At 46.3% G+C, this 15,714-nt stretch carries 16 protein-coding genes and 1 pseudogene; 8 read left to right on the forward strand and 9 right to left on the reverse strand.

Annotation, left to right across the window (positions count from 1 at the left end; translation table 11 throughout):
• Positions 1-64: 64 nt before the first annotated feature.
• A complete protein-coding gene (locus tag ACM3N8_RS07005) occupies positions 65-934 on the forward strand; it encodes a tetratricopeptide repeat protein (protein ID WP_290019519.1) in 870 nt (289 codons plus the stop codon).
• Between the two features lie 241 nt (positions 935-1,175).
• On the opposite strand, the gene ACM3N8_RS07010 is transcribed toward ACM3N8_RS07005, so the two are convergent.
• Both ACM3N8_RS07010 and fkpA read right to left on the reverse strand, forming a co-directional pair.
• Positions 1,176-2,579: a sigma-54-dependent transcriptional regulator gene (locus tag ACM3N8_RS07010; protein ID WP_241279963.1), complete on the reverse strand. Its 1,404-nt coding sequence runs from the start codon at positions 2,577-2,579 to the stop codon at positions 1,176-1,178.
• A 151-nt stretch (positions 2,580-2,730) separates the two neighbouring features.
• A complete protein-coding gene (fkpA, locus tag ACM3N8_RS07015; RefSeq protein WP_043554684.1) occupies positions 2,731-3,537 on the reverse strand; it encodes an FKBP-type peptidyl-prolyl cis-trans isomerase in 807 nt (268 codons plus the stop codon).
• A 119-nt stretch (positions 3,538-3,656) separates the two neighbouring features.
• Between fkpA and ACM3N8_RS07020 the strand changes: the two genes are divergently transcribed.
• Both ACM3N8_RS07020 and ACM3N8_RS07025 read left to right on the forward strand, forming a co-directional pair.
• Positions 3,657-4,625 (forward strand): WD40 repeat domain-containing protein, encoded by a 969-nt coding sequence (locus ACM3N8_RS07020; protein ID WP_043135080.1) that lies wholly within the window; start codon positions 3,657-3,659, stop codon positions 4,623-4,625.
• Between the two features lie 14 nt (positions 4,626-4,639).
• Complete coding sequence (locus ACM3N8_RS07025) at positions 4,640-4,855, forward strand: SlyX family protein (RefSeq protein ID WP_011704936.1); 216 nt, start codon at positions 4,640-4,642, stop codon at positions 4,853-4,855.
• A 207-nt stretch (positions 4,856-5,062) separates the two neighbouring features.
• Here ACM3N8_RS07025 and ACM3N8_RS07030 read toward each other — a convergent pair whose 3' ends face one another.
• Complete coding sequence (locus tag ACM3N8_RS07030; RefSeq protein ID WP_290019520.1) at positions 5,063-5,623, reverse strand: hypothetical protein; 561 nt, start codon at positions 5,621-5,623, stop codon at positions 5,063-5,065.
• Between the two features lie 118 nt (positions 5,624-5,741).
• Here ACM3N8_RS07030 and ACM3N8_RS07035 point away from each other — a divergent pair, with 118 nt between their 5' ends.
• Positions 5,742-5,948 (forward strand): helix-turn-helix domain-containing protein, encoded by a 207-nt coding sequence (locus ACM3N8_RS07035; protein WP_139396431.1) that lies wholly within the window; start codon positions 5,742-5,744, stop codon positions 5,946-5,948.
• Between the two features lie 55 nt (positions 5,949-6,003).
• Here ACM3N8_RS07035 and ACM3N8_RS07040 read toward each other — a convergent pair.
• Positions 6,004-7,085 (reverse strand): annotated as a pseudogene (locus ACM3N8_RS07040) (IS3 family transposase).
• A gap of 558 nt (positions 7,086-7,643) precedes the next feature.
• Between ACM3N8_RS07040 and ACM3N8_RS07045 the strand changes: the two are divergent.
• Entirely contained in the window at positions 7,644-8,630 is a 987-nt protein-coding gene (locus ACM3N8_RS07045; RefSeq protein WP_290019521.1) for an aKG-HExxH-type peptide beta-hydroxylase, read from the forward strand.
• Complete coding sequence (locus tag ACM3N8_RS07050) at positions 8,602-9,573, forward strand: hypothetical protein (RefSeq protein WP_290019522.1); 972 nt, start codon at positions 8,602-8,604, stop codon at positions 9,571-9,573. The genes ACM3N8_RS07045 and ACM3N8_RS07050 overlap by 29 nt, the downstream gene beginning before the upstream one ends.
• 729 nt (positions 9,574-10,302) lie before the next feature.
• On the opposite strand, the gene ACM3N8_RS07055 is transcribed toward ACM3N8_RS07050, so the two are convergent.
• Positions 10,303-10,461 (reverse strand): hypothetical protein, encoded by a 159-nt coding sequence (locus ACM3N8_RS07055; RefSeq protein ID WP_290019523.1) that lies wholly within the window; start codon positions 10,459-10,461, stop codon positions 10,303-10,305.
• A gap of 292 nt (positions 10,462-10,753) precedes the next feature.
• Between ACM3N8_RS07055 and tcuA the strand changes: the two genes are divergently transcribed.
• Together tcuA and ACM3N8_RS07065 are read left to right on the forward strand one after the other, a co-directional pair.
• Complete coding sequence (gene tcuA, locus ACM3N8_RS07060) at positions 10,754-12,214, forward strand: FAD-dependent tricarballylate dehydrogenase TcuA (protein WP_290019524.1); 1,461 nt, start codon at positions 10,754-10,756, stop codon at positions 12,212-12,214.
• A gap of 49 nt (positions 12,215-12,263) precedes the next feature.
• Positions 12,264-12,734, forward strand: a complete 471-nt coding sequence (locus ACM3N8_RS07065; RefSeq protein WP_290019525.1) for a GNAT family N-acetyltransferase — start codon at positions 12,264-12,266, stop codon at positions 12,732-12,734.
• Between the two features lie 251 nt (positions 12,735-12,985).
• On the opposite strand, the gene ACM3N8_RS07070 is transcribed toward ACM3N8_RS07065, so the two are convergent.
• From ACM3N8_RS07070 to ACM3N8_RS07085, 4 genes are all read right to left on the reverse strand, one after another.
• Positions 12,986-13,393 carry an H-NS family nucleoid-associated regulatory protein gene (locus ACM3N8_RS07070; protein WP_290019526.1) on the reverse strand — a complete coding sequence of 136 codons (408 nt, stop codon included), beginning with the start codon at positions 13,391-13,393 and terminating at the stop codon, positions 12,986-12,988.
• Positions 13,394-13,745: 352 nt separating this feature from the next.
• Complete coding sequence (locus ACM3N8_RS07075; RefSeq protein ID WP_290019527.1) at positions 13,746-14,045, reverse strand: hypothetical protein; 300 nt, start codon at positions 14,043-14,045, stop codon at positions 13,746-13,748.
• 295 nt (positions 14,046-14,340) lie between these two features.
• Positions 14,341-14,706: a hypothetical protein gene (locus ACM3N8_RS07080; RefSeq protein WP_416015774.1), complete on the reverse strand. Its 366-nt coding sequence runs from the start codon at positions 14,704-14,706 to the stop codon at positions 14,341-14,343.
• Positions 14,707-15,093: 387 nt separating this feature from the next.
• Positions 15,094-15,636: a VPA1269 family protein gene (locus ACM3N8_RS07085; RefSeq protein ID WP_290019529.1), complete on the reverse strand. Its 543-nt coding sequence runs from the start codon at positions 15,634-15,636 to the stop codon at positions 15,094-15,096.
• Positions 15,637-15,714 lie beyond the last annotated feature (78 nt).

The raw sequence follows: 15,714 nt of genomic DNA on the forward strand, positions 1-15,714 counted from the left end.
TGCCCCTTGTACAAACAATGGCCTGCAGGCATCTTGGTGAGTGGATAGCCAGCAAGGAGGCCAAATGGACAATCCGCCCGATTTCATGGCGCAGTGGGATTACAAGGATCCCGCCGCCAGCGCCCTGCGCTTTCATGCTCTGTTGCCCGAGGCGCGTGCCGCCGCCGACCTGCAACTCGAACTGGAGCTGCTCACCCAGATAGCCCGCACCCATTCGCTGCAACGCCAGTTTGCCGAGGCGCACCAGCTGCTCGACGAAATAGAGCCCCGCCTCACCGATGCCACCCCGCGAGCCCGCCTTCGCGCCCTGCTGGAGCGCGGCCGCACCTTCAACTCCGCCGGCGACAAGGCCAGTGCCAGAACCCTGTTCGAGCAGGCCTGGCAGCAGGGGCTCAAAAGCAAGGAGCTCTATCTCGCCATCGATGCGGCCCACATGGTGGCCATAGCCGCACCGCTGGAGGAGCAGAGCCGCTGGCACCAGCTGGCGATGGAGTTGGCGGAGCGCAGCCAGGATAAAAAAGTGCGCGGCTGGCTGCCCAGCCTCTACAACAATCAGGGCTGGACCCTGTTCGAACTGGGCCGCCTGGAAGAGGCCCGCCAGTGTCAGCAAAAATGCCTGGCCTGGCACGAACAGCACAACAACCCGGCCAAGGCCTTCATCGCCCGCTGGAGCCTGGCGCGGCTGACCCGGGCACAGGGCTTGCACGAACAGGCGCTGGCCGAACTGACGCAGTTGCAGGCGGAGATGGTGGAAGCCGGCGAGCCGGAGGATGGCTATCTGTTCGAGGAGCTGGGGGAAAATGCACTGGTACTGGCTGACCCGGCCGCGGCCGAATACTTCGCCCGCGCCTGGTTTCTGCTGTCACAGGATCGCTGGCTCAAGGCTAACGAGGCGGAGCGGCTGGCCAGGCTCAAGCAGTTGGCCAAGCTCTAGCAAACAGCCTCTAGCAAAACAGCGGGGCGGCCAGTTGGCCGCCCCGAACACTTCACTCCCAGAGTGACGAATACCATATCGGCCCCCATCTCAGACCAAACTCGCCTCTTCCCAGCTCTGTTTCTTGCGATAGATGGGAGGATTGGGGGGCTGATCTCCAGCCGCGCCGCCTTGGGGATATTGCCGTCACAGCTGGCGATGGCCTGCTCTATGGCGAGGCATTGACCACATGCCCCGCCATTCAAACCAGGCTAGCCTCTTCCCAGCTCTGCTTCTTGCGATAGATGGTGGATGGGCTGATCTCCAGCAGGGCCGCCGCCTTGGGGATATTGCCGTCACAGCTGGCGATGGCCTGCTCTATGGTCTCCTTCTCCACCAGCCAGAGCGGGCGGATCGGCGTATTGAGCAAAGGTGCGGCGCTGCCGCTGGCCGTGCTGGCTGGCGCCATGGCCGCCGTCAGGCCCCTGCGGCCGCTGAGCGGCGGCGGCAATATGTCCGGGCTCACCAGCTCGCGATCGTTGAGCACCACAATATTGCGCACCACGTTTTGCAGCTCGCGCACGTTGCCGGGCCAGGGGTAATCGAGCAGCACCCGCGCCGCCTCGGCATCGAAATCCTTGAAGCGCTTGTTCTCTTCCCTGGCGTAGCTCTGCAGCAGGTTGCGGGCCAGCAGCAGTATATCTTCGCCCCGCTCGCGCAGCGGCGGCAGGCTGAGGGGGATCACGTGCAACCGGTAGTAGAGATCCTCGCGAAAACGCCCCGCCTTCACCTCCACCAGGGGATCCCGGTTGGTGGCGCAGACGAAGCGCACGTCCACCGTCTCCAGCTTGCCGCTGCCGACCCGCTGCAGGGTGCCGGTCTGGATGAAGCGCAGCAGCTTGCTCTGCAGGTCGAGATCCATCTCGCAGATCTCGTCCAGAAACAGGGTGCCACCGTCCGCCAGACTGGCCGCCCCCTTGCGATCCCCCTGCGCGCCGGTAAAGGAGCCCTTCACGTGACCGAAGATCTCGCTCTCCATCAGGTCGTGGGGAATGGCGGCGCAGTTGAGCGCGATGAAGGGCTGTTCGCTGCGGGGACTGCACTGGTGAATGGCCTCGGCGCACACCTCCTTGCCGGTGCCGCTCTCCCCCGTGATGAACACGGTCGCCTTGCTCGGCGCCGCGCTCTCTATGATGCGATAGACGGCCTGCATCGGCATGGAGGCACCGATGAAACCGGCGAACGAGCTGCGCTCGAAGTTCTCCCGGTACTGGGCTACCAGCGAACTCAGCTGCTGATGCTTGAGGGCATTGCGGGCGGTGGCGCACAGCCGTTTGCCGTCGAACGGCTTGGTCAGGAAGTCGAAGGCGCCGAGGCGCATCGCCTCCACCGCCACGTCCACCGAGCCGTGGGCAGTGATCACCACCACCGAGCAGGGCAGTTGCTGCTCGGTGATCTGCTGCAGAATGTCCATGCCGGACATATCGGGCAGTTCGAGGTCAAGCAGCACCACGGGCGGCGGGCTGGTCAGCAGCTGCGCCAACGCCTGCTGACCACAATCGGCCAGCACTACCTCATAGCCATCCTGGGCCAGATACTGTTCATAGACCACCGCCAGACTGCGGGTATCTTCCACCAACAGGACTCGAGGTTTGCTTTCAGCCACGGGAGCCATCCTTGCAATTGATTTTGTTGTCTATTTCGGGTCTTGTACGCCATGTTAGCACAGTTGGCGACTCTCTCTTTTATCCCGCCATTCGCGGGGAGATACAAGTAAAAACGGCTCCCTAAGGAGCCGTTTTTTCAACGATGAGCGCTTACTTCTTGGCGTTGTCGCCATCGGCAGCCGGCTTCTCGATCGCCAGCAGCTCAACATCGAACACCAGCACGGCATTGGCCGGGATGGAGCCTGCACCGTGCTCGCCATAGGCCAGCTTGGACGGCAGGAAGAACTTGAACTTGGAACCCACCGGCATCAGCTGCACGCCTTCGGTCCAGCCCGGGATCACCTGGTTGAGCGGGAAGGTGGCCGGCTCGCCGCGATCGACGGAGCTGTCGAACTTGGTGCCGTCGGTCAGGGTGCCGGTGTAGTGAACCTTGACGATGTCGGTAGCCTTCGGCTTGGCGCCGGTACCCATCTTCTCGACCTGGTATTGCAGGCCGGATTCGGTGCTCTTCACGCCTTCTTTCTTGGCGTTGGCAGCCAGGTACTCTTCACCCTTCTTCTGGTTATCCACGGCATCCTTGTCAGCCTTGGCCTTGGTCAACTCGTTGATCTTGGCATCGTACTGCTGCAGAACCTTCTGGATTTCCTCGTCAGTCATCTTGGCTTCTTTGCCCAGGCCATCGGTCACACCCTTGAGGATGACGCCGTTGTCCAGTTTGATGCCGAGTTCCTGCTGACGTTCCAGGGTATTGGCGATATAACGACCCATGGAGAGGCCAATTGCATAGCCGGATTGCTCTTCAAAGCTCTTGGCATCAGCCTTGGGGGCCTCTGCCGGCTTGCTGGCTTCTGCCTTGACCTCTGCGGTATTCGCAGCAGTCTTCTCGTCTTTTTGGCAAGCAGTCAGACTCACGGCAACTGCCGCAGCCAACAGGGACACCTTCAGAAAATTGTTCATCAGTTTCTCCAAAACTCTAAATACCGCTCTCGGTTCCTTCGTGAAATGAGAGGTTTATCGTGATAAGCGCCTTATACTAACGCCGTGATCGCAGGTAACGAAAGCATGAGACAGGAAAAATGATAAAAAGTGCCATTTATCTCATCGGTATTTGCCTGATACTGACAGGTTGCGAACAGAGCTCACTGCCGGATCGACAAGTCACCCTCGCCAACCAGGGACTGCTGAGCGCCGATCTCGCCAGCGACGGCAAGCAGGCCATCGTCTCCAGCCTGAGCCAGGGCACAGTGGTGTGGGACCTGGAACAGGGCAAGGAGCGCTGGCGCTGGCGCCAGTCCGACAATCAGGACAACTTCGTCATCATCACCCGCTTCTCGGCAGACAACAGCCATGCCGTGACCGCCACCCTGGATACCTTCGCCATCTGGCGCCTGCAAGATGGTCAATCCCAAGGCTACTATTCGCTTCCTGAATCCAGGCTGAGGGACATAGCCCTGTCGGCCGATGGCCGTCAGGTGCTGATCGGCCGCGAAGATGGCAAGGCGGAGCTGGTCGATACCCGCACCGGCCGCAGGCTGCAGTTCCTCGGTCACACCGAGCAGGTCAATACGGTGGATCTCTCCGCCAATGGCCGCTACGCCCTCACCGGCGGCAACGACTACAGCGCCTATCTGTGGGATACCCGCTCCGGCCAGGTGGTGTGGCGATTCAACCACGCCGGCCGGGTGGTGATGGCGAGGCTGGATCCACAGGGCCGTTTCGCCTTCACCGCCGACAGCCGCCAAGCCAGCATCTGGGATCTGAAAACCGGCAAGGAGGTGAGCCGGCTGCAGTTTGATCACCGCTTCGAGGTTTACACCACGGCGCGCTTTGCCAACGACGGCAACTGGCTTATCACGGGCGCTCCCTCCCGTCAGCTCTCCCTGTGGCGGGTGAGCGATGGCAGCCTGCTGCAAAGCTGGCGCGTCTCGCCCCATCCCAGGGTGAAACCGCCGAGCGCAGTGGTCTACGGCGTGGCTTTGCGCGACAATAGCCACCTTGTCAGCGCCAGCTCCAGTGGCCTGGCCGAAATCTGGACTATCAAGTAAGGACCCAAAGGCCCATGAGTCAGCAACTTAACGATCGCCTCGAAACCCTGGAAAGCCGCCTCGCCTTCGCCGAATACACGGTGGAGCAGCTCAACGACGAGGTCACCACCCAGGGCCGCGAGCTGGATCGACTCAAGCATCAGATCCAGCTGCTGGTGGACAAGCTGCAGAGCGTGCAGCCGAGCCAGATCGCCAGCATGGCCGAAGAGACGCCGCCCCCGCACTACTGAGCCGCAACGCGCCTCGCCACCCGGCCATAAAAAAACCCGCGTGGGCTTATTTATAGTAAAAACCATGTATTTTCATTAAATTAGTAGTTAACTAACTATATTTGAAAGGTTTTTTACTAAATTCAAATCGTACACACTATGTATTTTAGTGTGTACGATTTTTTTGTACTTAAATTGCCATGTGCTTTCGAAAAGCACTGAAAAATTTTATTTACCCAACGCCCTCATCACCTCCTCCACGGCTGCCAACCGGCCTCGTAAGACGCGATATTCCTTACAGGAGTGCCTAAGCACATTCTCGATGGTCGTTTGTAGCGCGGGGAAGTCTGCTCGCAGCTCACTGTATTCGGTGAACGTGGCCTGGTATTCCTGGATCTCAAATCGATAAGCGCGTGCCTTGGCCTCTAGATCATCCAGCTCCTTTAGCCCTTCATTCCTCACTTCCACGACTGCCTTTTGCTCGACCTGAGTCACTGGAACCTCTGGATCTAATAGGTATTCCCGAAAGGTAACCTCATCAAACAACGGTGTTTTGACGTAATTTGGGCGAAACCATTTCCTTCCAATACTTCGCCTATTCAAAAGACCCATATCGACTAGCTTGTTCAGATTGCGATATATGAGTCCATAGCGTCTCTGTTGTGACAGGTGTTCAATCTTGTCACCAAATACAGCGCTTACGCACTCCTGTGCAGTGAAATCGTTCAACTGCAATCGAATGAGTGCTGTGTAGAGTGCGGTTGGAAGCCACACAGTCTGGGAGCTCATAAGTAATCCTCAGTCTCGAACGACAATAATTTGTAGGAATCTAAATCAATTTGCGGATTATAGTCCGTGGCCGTAAGCCAGACAACCAGAGATAGTGCTCGCCTGAGAGAGGCGAGACATGCAAGATCTAGCAAAAAAATTTGGTGATGCTGTACGTGATAGACGGCTTCAATTGGGTGTATCACAAGATGCGCTCGCACATGTGGCCGAGATTGATAGAAGCTATGTAGGAAGGATTGAACGTGGTGAGGTGAATGTCACTTTAGATAAGGCTTATCGCCTTGCTAGGGTACTGGGGTGTGACATTCGAGACTTGCTGCCCTAAAGTTTTTAGCCAAAAATTATTTTCATTTTTTAAAAGCTGAAGTTGCCCAACATATCTAGACATTATTGAGCTGTTTGAAATATTTCATTTCACTCTTTACTGGCGATAGCACATTGTTGAAGCTTTGTCGGCGTTTGGGATTGTACACTATTTTATGTAATCGAACATATCCTGCCGAACTTCCTTGCTATCCACATAGATTTTACAACGGATACGCTCGCGTTTTAGGTGCTAGAAGAAATTATCTGCCACTGTATTGGCATGATAATTACCACGTTTGCTCAAACCCGATGTTCCTGCAAAAAAAACTACTATAAATATAGCGCTAAACCGACCTCCTTGAACGGAATGAACCAGCACTTCATACTCTGACCGCGATCGCCGCCCAGCCATTAGTTATGTGCTGACAGCTAGATCTCGGTTGATCCGTTGCCCCATCGGTCAATCAATTACTTGCTGTGAGAAAAAGCAGCAAGATAGATATAAGCCTCATGAGGGTGAATATAGGTGGTGTCAGTTACCCAGACTGTATTTGACACGGTCACGTCGAGCTGGCGTTCTAGATGATTCGGTGCAACCAGCGTTGGGCGGCCACAGTAATTGTTTGGACGGGGGGAATAGTCGGTAACCTATCATGCAGCATTAATCGCGCCACATAGTGTTTACCACATGTCTAGCAGGTCATCTCAGATCTTGCGATAGCCATTGACACAGCCGCTTTCTAGGCAACATAGCCTGATCTGGCAAAGAAGAGATTGGTTTTCCTGAACTCGGGCAGATAAAGGCTGGCGTAGCCAAGCATACTACCCGCTCTGATGAAAATTCATCATCCGGCACAGTCTGTGGATGGGATGTGTGGATACGTGCTCAGGGAAGAAGGCGTAACTTATCCAGACTGCTTGCAAAGTACGCGAACGGCCTTTTTTAAGATATCTCGCTCATAGGTGGCGCGCGCAGCTCGGCATTGAGGCTGCTGGCTGCGCTTCGAGTTTGGCTATCACGCTTGAGCTAGGTGTAATGGCTGTAGTTTGAAGCACCAATTTGCTCGGCAATCTCTGCCACAGGATAATTGCGCTCAGTCACCTGCTTGACAGCGGCTAGTTTGGACTCGTCTATGTAATGTTGCCGCTTGCTCATAATACCTCCTGAATGACTTCAGTTTGAGGTTCTTGAGGTGTCTAGGAAAGAAATAGGGGCGATTCAACATTCTTGGGAAAGGTTCACCGCAACAGTGTGGGGATCATTTGAATCTTTGCTTTTGTGACGAACGTCACGTAAATATATTATCAGGCCATTGACAAGAGCACCCCCAAATGGAACCATCCTCGTCGTTGCAAAAATGTTTAGCTTTTGCATCTCATTACAGCACTTAATGTTTAAACAAAGTTAACTGGAGAGAGTGATATGGATTTTTTGAATTTTGACGTAGTTGATGATGTTGAAGTTGTGACTTTTGAGTCAATCCCGGAACATGAAGCTATCGGTCCTGGTGGCATGCAAGAAGATTAATTCATTAGTAATTGAGATGGGTAAAGCACTTTACCCATCTTTCTCAGATTAATAATCTACATCTGATACCGCTACACCTTGTAAGTGATATTAATAATGCATGGCAACCAGATAATTACTTGGTCAGACCAATCTTAAACAAATCAAGTTACAGTTAGACTTATCATTAATAGAAGCCGACAAGACATGACTATATATACATCAGTGCCTAGCGAAAATGCATCAAAAAACACTATTATAAAATCAAATCAGAATTTTAAGTCTATTGTTACAGATTATTTGATATGTATAGAAAAGAACTTAAAAGTTGATCTTCAAGATTTTAAAAAAAAAGTAACTAGCCTCGATAACAGTAAGAAATTCCATCCTAGTATATATTTGTATTTCCGTGAGGTTCAAGAATCAGTTAAATATGGAATAATTAAAGATTTAAAAATCAATCTCGCTAAATTATATGACTCTATCATATCGAAACAGTCAAATATCGATATGTCAATAACTTCCATTTTGTCCGAGGACTGGGAGGACGAATACGTTGCTCACCTCAGAGAATATGATCAAAAAGACATCTGTGGAAACACAACTGTAGTACTCCCTATAGATGAATATGAACTTTACTATCATAAAAACAATATAATTAAGGCTATTGAAATAATTCAAAAATATGTCCCTGAGCTTCATCAAGAGATAGATAGCTTTGTCACCCATATTAAGTTGTTTAAGGGGGAGGTTTTAAGAGGGGATACATCCGCAAGAGTTCTTGGAGCTATGTGGATTAGAGTTCCTGAGCAGGAAGATGATCAAGTAGGATACTGGATTGAACACATAGTACATGAAACATCTCATATTCGTCTTGAGCATCTTTTCTTAATGGATAAGATTGTTCTGAACAGCGCAGAAGAGAAAGTATTTAAAGCTCCAATTAGAAATGACCTCAGGCCCATGAAGGGCATTTTTCATGCAACTTTTGTGTTATCTAGAATGATAATGGCTTTTTATTTGATATCCACAAAAGCAAAAATGCATAAGAGATTTAGGGACAGATTACAATTATGTAAATTACAATATGATATAGGTAAAGAATCGTTGAAACACCCAATGGCTTCATTCAGCGAAATAGGAAAAGGAATCATAAGGACATTAGATGAAACCGCACATTATAGCAAGCTATGAAGATTGTATAAACAATATTAATTTGAGGACTTTCGTATATTCTCATATATTAAACCCTCATCTTAAATGTGCAGTTACAGGTGTTAAGTTACACTACAAGGATAAATGCGAGGTTTTTTATGGGCATTCCGTATCTAAAGATATTAATCGTGCAGTGCAATCTTCCAAGTATGAAGTTTTAGAACGGATATTTTGTTGTGATATATTAATGCACACTTCAACTTATAATTTATATCGGTACTCTAATAATATTAAAATCGGTCATGTTAACAGAGAGGACATATCATTACGTGGAGTCAGTGATATAGGTGCAACTGGATTGTCATGCCATAAATCAATCTGCGAGGCAAAAGAGCATGGCCTCTATGAAGTATTAGAACGTCATATTCTATCTTCAATGTGGTATGGGGATCTTATATTACATCCTATTCAGATCAATGAGCCAGCAGGTGATGGATTAACAATAAGCTCATATAGTACCGCTGTACCCAGTAACTTCTGTATATCGGTGCTAAGGAATAATGATAACACAATGTTTTTCTCTGGTTCCGCCATTTCTGATGAGATGGAAAAATCTATAGAGAAGTCAAGAAATGAAGCGTTCATGCTAATTAATAACTATTATAATGGAGAGTTACATAACCTTAAAGGTGTTCGAAAATCATCGGCAGAGAATATTAAACGCTTGGTTGGATTGGACGCTAAAATCATAAATGAACATTTCGATCTAAAGGTACATTTTAATGATGGTTCAGTTATATTTAAAAAACTAGATATTGAGTCACAACTACATGCATTTGGCTTCAGTTTAAATGATGCGAGCTATGCTATCGTACGGGATGAAGAAGGATTCTTTATAACGAAATCATTTTTACATAATGCGCTAAGCAAAGAGTGTTGTAGGCAAGAGCGAGGGCATATTCTCCATGACCCATTCTGTTAGAATGCCAAGAACATTAATATATGGTCATTCATTTTTTGGAAATGCTGCATCAAGTATGATGAAGATTTCCATGCCATATATAATATATATTGAGTCTGGCTCAGCTATATACACCGCCTCACAATTTGCAATCGCATTGATCAGCACATACATTGCGACAGCTATTGTAAGTTATTTAAGCTTGAGAATAAGTGATAAATATTATATAGCAATATCCGAATGCACAACTGGACTATGCATAATTTCATTGTATATTTTTGTTGAGGATGGTTTCATATTGGTTTTTTGCATTACTATCGTTGAGTCATTTCTATCCACCATAAAAAGCTCTTACACGGAGAGTCTTATTGGTTTCTTGTGTAAAAACGTACAGGTTAATCGACAAAGCATTATTGGGCAAATAAAATCCCTAAGCAACATTGGCTCAATGATAGGCCTATATATAAGTATACCATTACTAGCAAGCACTAGTAAAAATGTTTTTTTTGCCACAGTTTCGTTTCTTTACATTATATCTACGTTGCTAATTCTCATTGCCCCTTTAAAACTGGAGCATAAATATAATGGTGTACCTCGGAAGACTAGCATATCCATATTATTGACTAGTAGGTTTAAGAATTTAACGATATCACATTTTTTAATGTCTATATCTCTTAATATTTTCAATTGCACTACTATAGTCGCGATACTCGGGCATTTCCAAGGAACTGAATCAAATTTAACTACATTTTATCTTTTATCATCCGTTGGCGCCATTGCTGGCTCACTACTACTATCAATTACTACCAGTAAGTCTGGAATTTCATTCTCTAAGGCTCCGGCATTTAGGTTTATATATTTTTCATTGTTCTTTGCATCCATATTTGCAGATTCAGTATATGCATACATGATAATATTTTCTGCTTTTAACTTATTACACTCATTCTGTATTGGATTATGGCAGGATATGTTTCAGGAAATCTCATCTGAGAATGAATGGAAAATTGTCGGTGCGACAAGAAAAATGCTGGTTTCAATCGCGGGTGTAATTGGCGCGATTATGGGAGGGGGGTTATTTACATCTTTCGGATATCAATATACTTATATTATGTCCACAATTATTTCGCTCTTTTCTCTCTTATACATATACTTGCATTGTAGTGAAAAGAGATTAACAATTATAAGTAATTAGGGGGGGGTAATGAGATTAGAAAGCTATGATGTTATCATCGCTGGGGCTGGGAATGCTGGTCTAACGTGCGCCATTGCCGCAGCTGAAATGGGAAAGCGAGTGTTGGTTATTGAAAAGGCGAAGGAAATTTATAAGGGAGGGAATAGTTCTCTGACAATGAATTTTAGATTTTCTCATCAGAGTGTAGATGAGCTACTGGATTTGATTGATGATAATGACAAATGCTCAGAGAAGACAAAAGAGCTGAAGGAAAAGTACCAGCCTTACTCGGAGTTTGACTTTTTAAACGATATCATGAAAGTTAATGACCATCAGTCATCAATTGAATTATCAAAGACCTTAGTAGAGAATTCTCTTAGCACCATAAAGTGGATGCGCAGGCTAGGTCACCAGTGGATTTATAAAGATAGTGGGAATATTCTTCCTCGCTCTGTACCTGTTAGGATTAAGGGGCGTGGTGCTGGCTTACAAGCAATTAATTTTAGTTTATGTAAGAAACTGGGCGTTAATTTTTTATACAATTGTGCTCTCATTGACTTCCACTTGGATGATGATGTTGTATCCGATATTACGATTGAATATGACGGTAAAATTTTTACTTCATACATAAAGAGTCTTGTTATTGCTTGTGGTGGATATCAAGCAAATAAAAAACTAGTTAGAAAATATCTGGGAGATAAATGGGGTAATGTTCCTCTACGAGGCGTTCCATTCAATACAGGTGATTGGCATGATATTGCACTCAGAAATGGTATAAGTTTATCTTCTGGTTTTGGGGGCTGTCACGCAACACCTCAAGGTGCTAATATAAAAAAACATCGGCTCCCTGGCGATAATGATGATAGCCAAAACAGTTCTAGATATCTCTTTAACTTAGGCATAACAGTGAATAAGTATGGTGAACGTTTCTTTGACGAAGGCGGAGACTATCCTAACTTTATTTATTCAAAGATTGGTGAACTCATCGTTGAACAAGATGGTGAAATAGCCTTTCAAATCTTGGATAAAAAGCATATAAATAAATTGAGCAATGGTTATTTTGTACAAGGTGGATTGTTTTCGTCAAGATCATTAGAGTCACTTTCAAAAAAGTTAGGAATATCAAAAGATGGGCTTGCCACTACACTAGTAAAATTTAATGACTCGCTTAAGCACATATCCAACCCAATAGACATTAATTCTCTGGACGGAAACAACACTATTGGCCTAGATGTCAACAAGTCAAACTGGGCTGAGCCATTTGATGGCAATCCATTTTACGTTGCACCAATTCAAACAGGCCTAACATTTACATATGGTGGAATGGAAGTTAATAAGCATGGCAACGTTAGGTTGATAAATGGTAACTTTGTGCGAAATTTATATGCTTGTGGCGAATGCATGGGGGGGGTGCACATTAAAAATTATGCAGGGGGAACTGGTCTTATGCTCGGTAGCGTGTTTGGCAAAATTATTGGGTCTACATCATAAAGTTTAACAATCTGATGTTATCTGAATTTCTCAATTTTTAGGATCAAAAATGATTATTAAAGAAATAAATTTGGATAACAATTATCATTTTTGCGTAAAAGCAAGGCGAGAGTCCTTTTATTGCAGCTTTGGCAACTTAATAGGTTTTGATAAAATAATATGTGGATATAAGAATCGCATTAAAATGAGGTTAAAAACACCTGGGTTTCATTATTATCACGTATGGTTAAACGATCAAATAGTTGGACAGTTAGAGTTTTGCTCGACTTGGGAAAAGATGAATGTTGGATATATTTATCTAATTTATATAGAGCCACAGTTTAGAGGTTCTGGCTTAGCGGATGAATTGCATGGATTCATCCTTAATAAACTCTTGGAGGCAGGATGTCACCAAGCTGTTTTATCCGTCAGCAATACTAATAAAAGGGCGGTTAGTTTTTATAGAAAACATCATTGGAGATTTCTAAGGAAAAACTACAAGCATAAAACAACAGACTATTTCAAGATAAAACTATCTTAATCTTGCTTATTTTAAATTACCATCATTAATGCTGTAAAAATATAATGGCTCTGAGTTTAATATAACTAGATTTGATATCACAATATAAACCGTTGCAAAAAATGGCTAATTGAACTCCTTGAACATCTTGGAATAGTATGAAAACCACTGATGATTCAGACGAGATGATGTCTTCTAATTTCCTCCCCATACATGTTCCTACTAAAAAACAGAAATGAAAAGCCCACGCAATACTGCATGGGCTCTAAACATTAAATCAGGAAATCTTCCAGATCCTTGCCACCCTCAACCGCTGCCGCGATGGCCTTAGGCATGCGACCCTGACCAGTCCAGGTCTTCACCTGACCATCCTCGGTGTATTTGTATTTTGCAGGACGAGGAGCGCGCTTGGCTTTAGCTGAACCGTCAGCCTTCGCCGGAGCCGCAGTACCAACCAGCTCGCTCGGATCGATGCCCGCTTCTTTCAGCATCTCGGTAAACTCAGCCAATTTTTGCAGGCGCTCGGCAGATTCCTCTCTCAATTTGGTCTCGTGCTGCTCACGCTCAGCAAAAACCTCATCCAATTTTTCTTTAACTTCGACCAGTTGCTCAAATGACAACTCACGCAATGCAGCTCGCAGACTACGGATATTCAACAAAGTTTTTAAAAAATCGTTCATTTTTATCCTCATGTATCACATTTTTATATCAGTGAAATTATCTCTCAACCCCAGCATTAGCACCACTGTTTTTGGCACCAAGAGGATTCGAAAAATAGCATATTTTAAAAATCGTGAGCTAAATGGTGTTTGGAGATGTTTAGTGGCCTAGCTCCAACCTGCTATGAAACTATGTAGCCAAAAATTAAATCTAGGTGGTAGTGAGCGTTGAGACCACCTCACCAGATGAGCCGATGAACGATCTTGATCGGCTCACGAAATGAGCCGATTGGAGAATATCATTGGCTCACAGAATGAGTCGATGATAAGAAATATTTCTCTCCACACAAACTAGATTAGGAGAACATATAATTTATATGATCTCCCTATTAGATTCATCACGCCCAAATGTATCTGGGTTTGCAGCCTCATAGTCATCGTCAAACATATGATTTCCGCGATGCATCTCCCTCATTGTTGCGAGTATACCGAAAAAACACATTTCACAAAGATGCACCTGATAACGCTCACCATCGTGACGGGAACCATAGCCAAAATCCGCCGATAACGAGCCGTATTGATTGGTTCCAAAATTCGTTTTTGTACTACAACCACAGACATCACAGAGAATGTCAACTACCTGTTCTGTTGGCACAATTTCTTTTACGAGCATGCTAAGTTCCTAATCTGATGAGAATAGGAGTTATCATACGCGGACTGACTATATATGGTGCAACCTGTTTTTGGTTACTTTTTGGTATCCATGCGAATAAGGGTTTTCACCTCAACAACAGTGGCTCCGATGGGAACACATATCGAACTCAATAACTCGCCATTTTCAGTTCTGGTAACCTCGGGATCCCCCCTGTACCAACACCATTCTCGGCCAGTTTTTGTGTCGGCTGCCTCTAAGATTCCACAACGATAATCAAAATTGATAGCCATTGATGTTTCTCTCGACCGGATGTTTAGTTATTAGCATCATCACGCTCAGCTTCTTGCATTAAACGAGTCACTTTTCTCAGCGGATTTTCAACACCAATATCATCCGTCAGAACGATGATCTGCTTTCCAATATCAAAAGCTGGGGCAGCAACAGCTCGCCCTGCAAGATCCAATGATTCGAGGACGGCAGTTGCCTTCTTTAGCGTTTTGAAGGCTTTTGCTGTTTCAGGGCTCAACCCCCACCACATACCCGCCATATCAGAGTTTGATGTGTACTTAACCAGAAACTCGTCCTTGTAGGGGTCATGCAGTAGCCACCCCAGCATTTTTGCGTGAGCAGGTAGTTCCCACGTCTGTTTCAGTTCATGTGCGGACGGTTCTTTACTCATGACGTCATCCTCTGTATGCGGCGCTAGCTAGTATGATGGTTAGAACATAGTCAATACATCATAAGAAGGGCCTCATAAAGACCTCAGATAGAATTATGCCCAGAGATTCACGAAAAAGTTGGTATTGCCCGAATGGGGCTCTTCAACCTCTGCATCCAGTGCCTCATCCAACATTGTTCTCAGACACATCGCCACCGCCGCACTGAACAGATAGGATGAGGTAATCGCGTATTGCAATTTCAGTGGAGATGTCACTATGTCCTATGCTGCTTATCATCCTGGCGAGACAGTAGCTTCTGCCAATGATGTCTTTAGCTCCCTTAGCATACCGATTGACTCATTAGGGGCGCATCTATGGATCGTGGCTGGCGTAGCTCCTAGCATCATTCATCGAGTAGCTGAATTGATGAGTACAGAATTACCTGTATTTTCTTGTGCCCATTTCCAATCCCTGAAATGGCATTGTCTATATGGTGGAAAGTGAGCGTCATTTTGTAGGCCTGATTGCTTTGGCTCACGACTTTTGGGTACTGGGCAAATTATCTGGCGAAGCTCTTGAATATATCGATAAGGAAGCGGTATGCGAACTGTTTCATTTCTTTGCTTTGAATATCTAAGTTTGTTTAGTGGGTTGTTAACCACTGGGCAGATATTATTGTAATCATCTAGTTCACTAAAGCTCTGTAAAATAACTGAATCAATAAAATCACAGCAAATATTTATTCGCCTAGTAATTTCATTACTGTCAATCACGCCATTTTCTTTTAGATAACGCTGCATTTCATCAGCAGAGCTAATGTGCCAATTTCTCCCGCTAAAAAAGCTAAGAATATCTGAGGATGCATATGGTGCGCAGTTAGGTATATAAGCCGTGAAAAGCCAACTTAAAGCAGAAAGTTTATCACTGATAGAAACTTCCTGTTTCTCCATCCATTTGGAGGCTAGTCCTTGCCACCATTTGTACTCAATCCCCATCGTTTTTGTTAACCAACTGAATTTTATGTCCGT

This window comes from Aeromonas sp. A04 (genome assembly GCF_047780465.1).
Taxonomy (GTDB): domain Bacteria; phylum Pseudomonadota; class Gammaproteobacteria; order Enterobacterales; family Aeromonadaceae; genus Aeromonas; species Aeromonas bestiarum.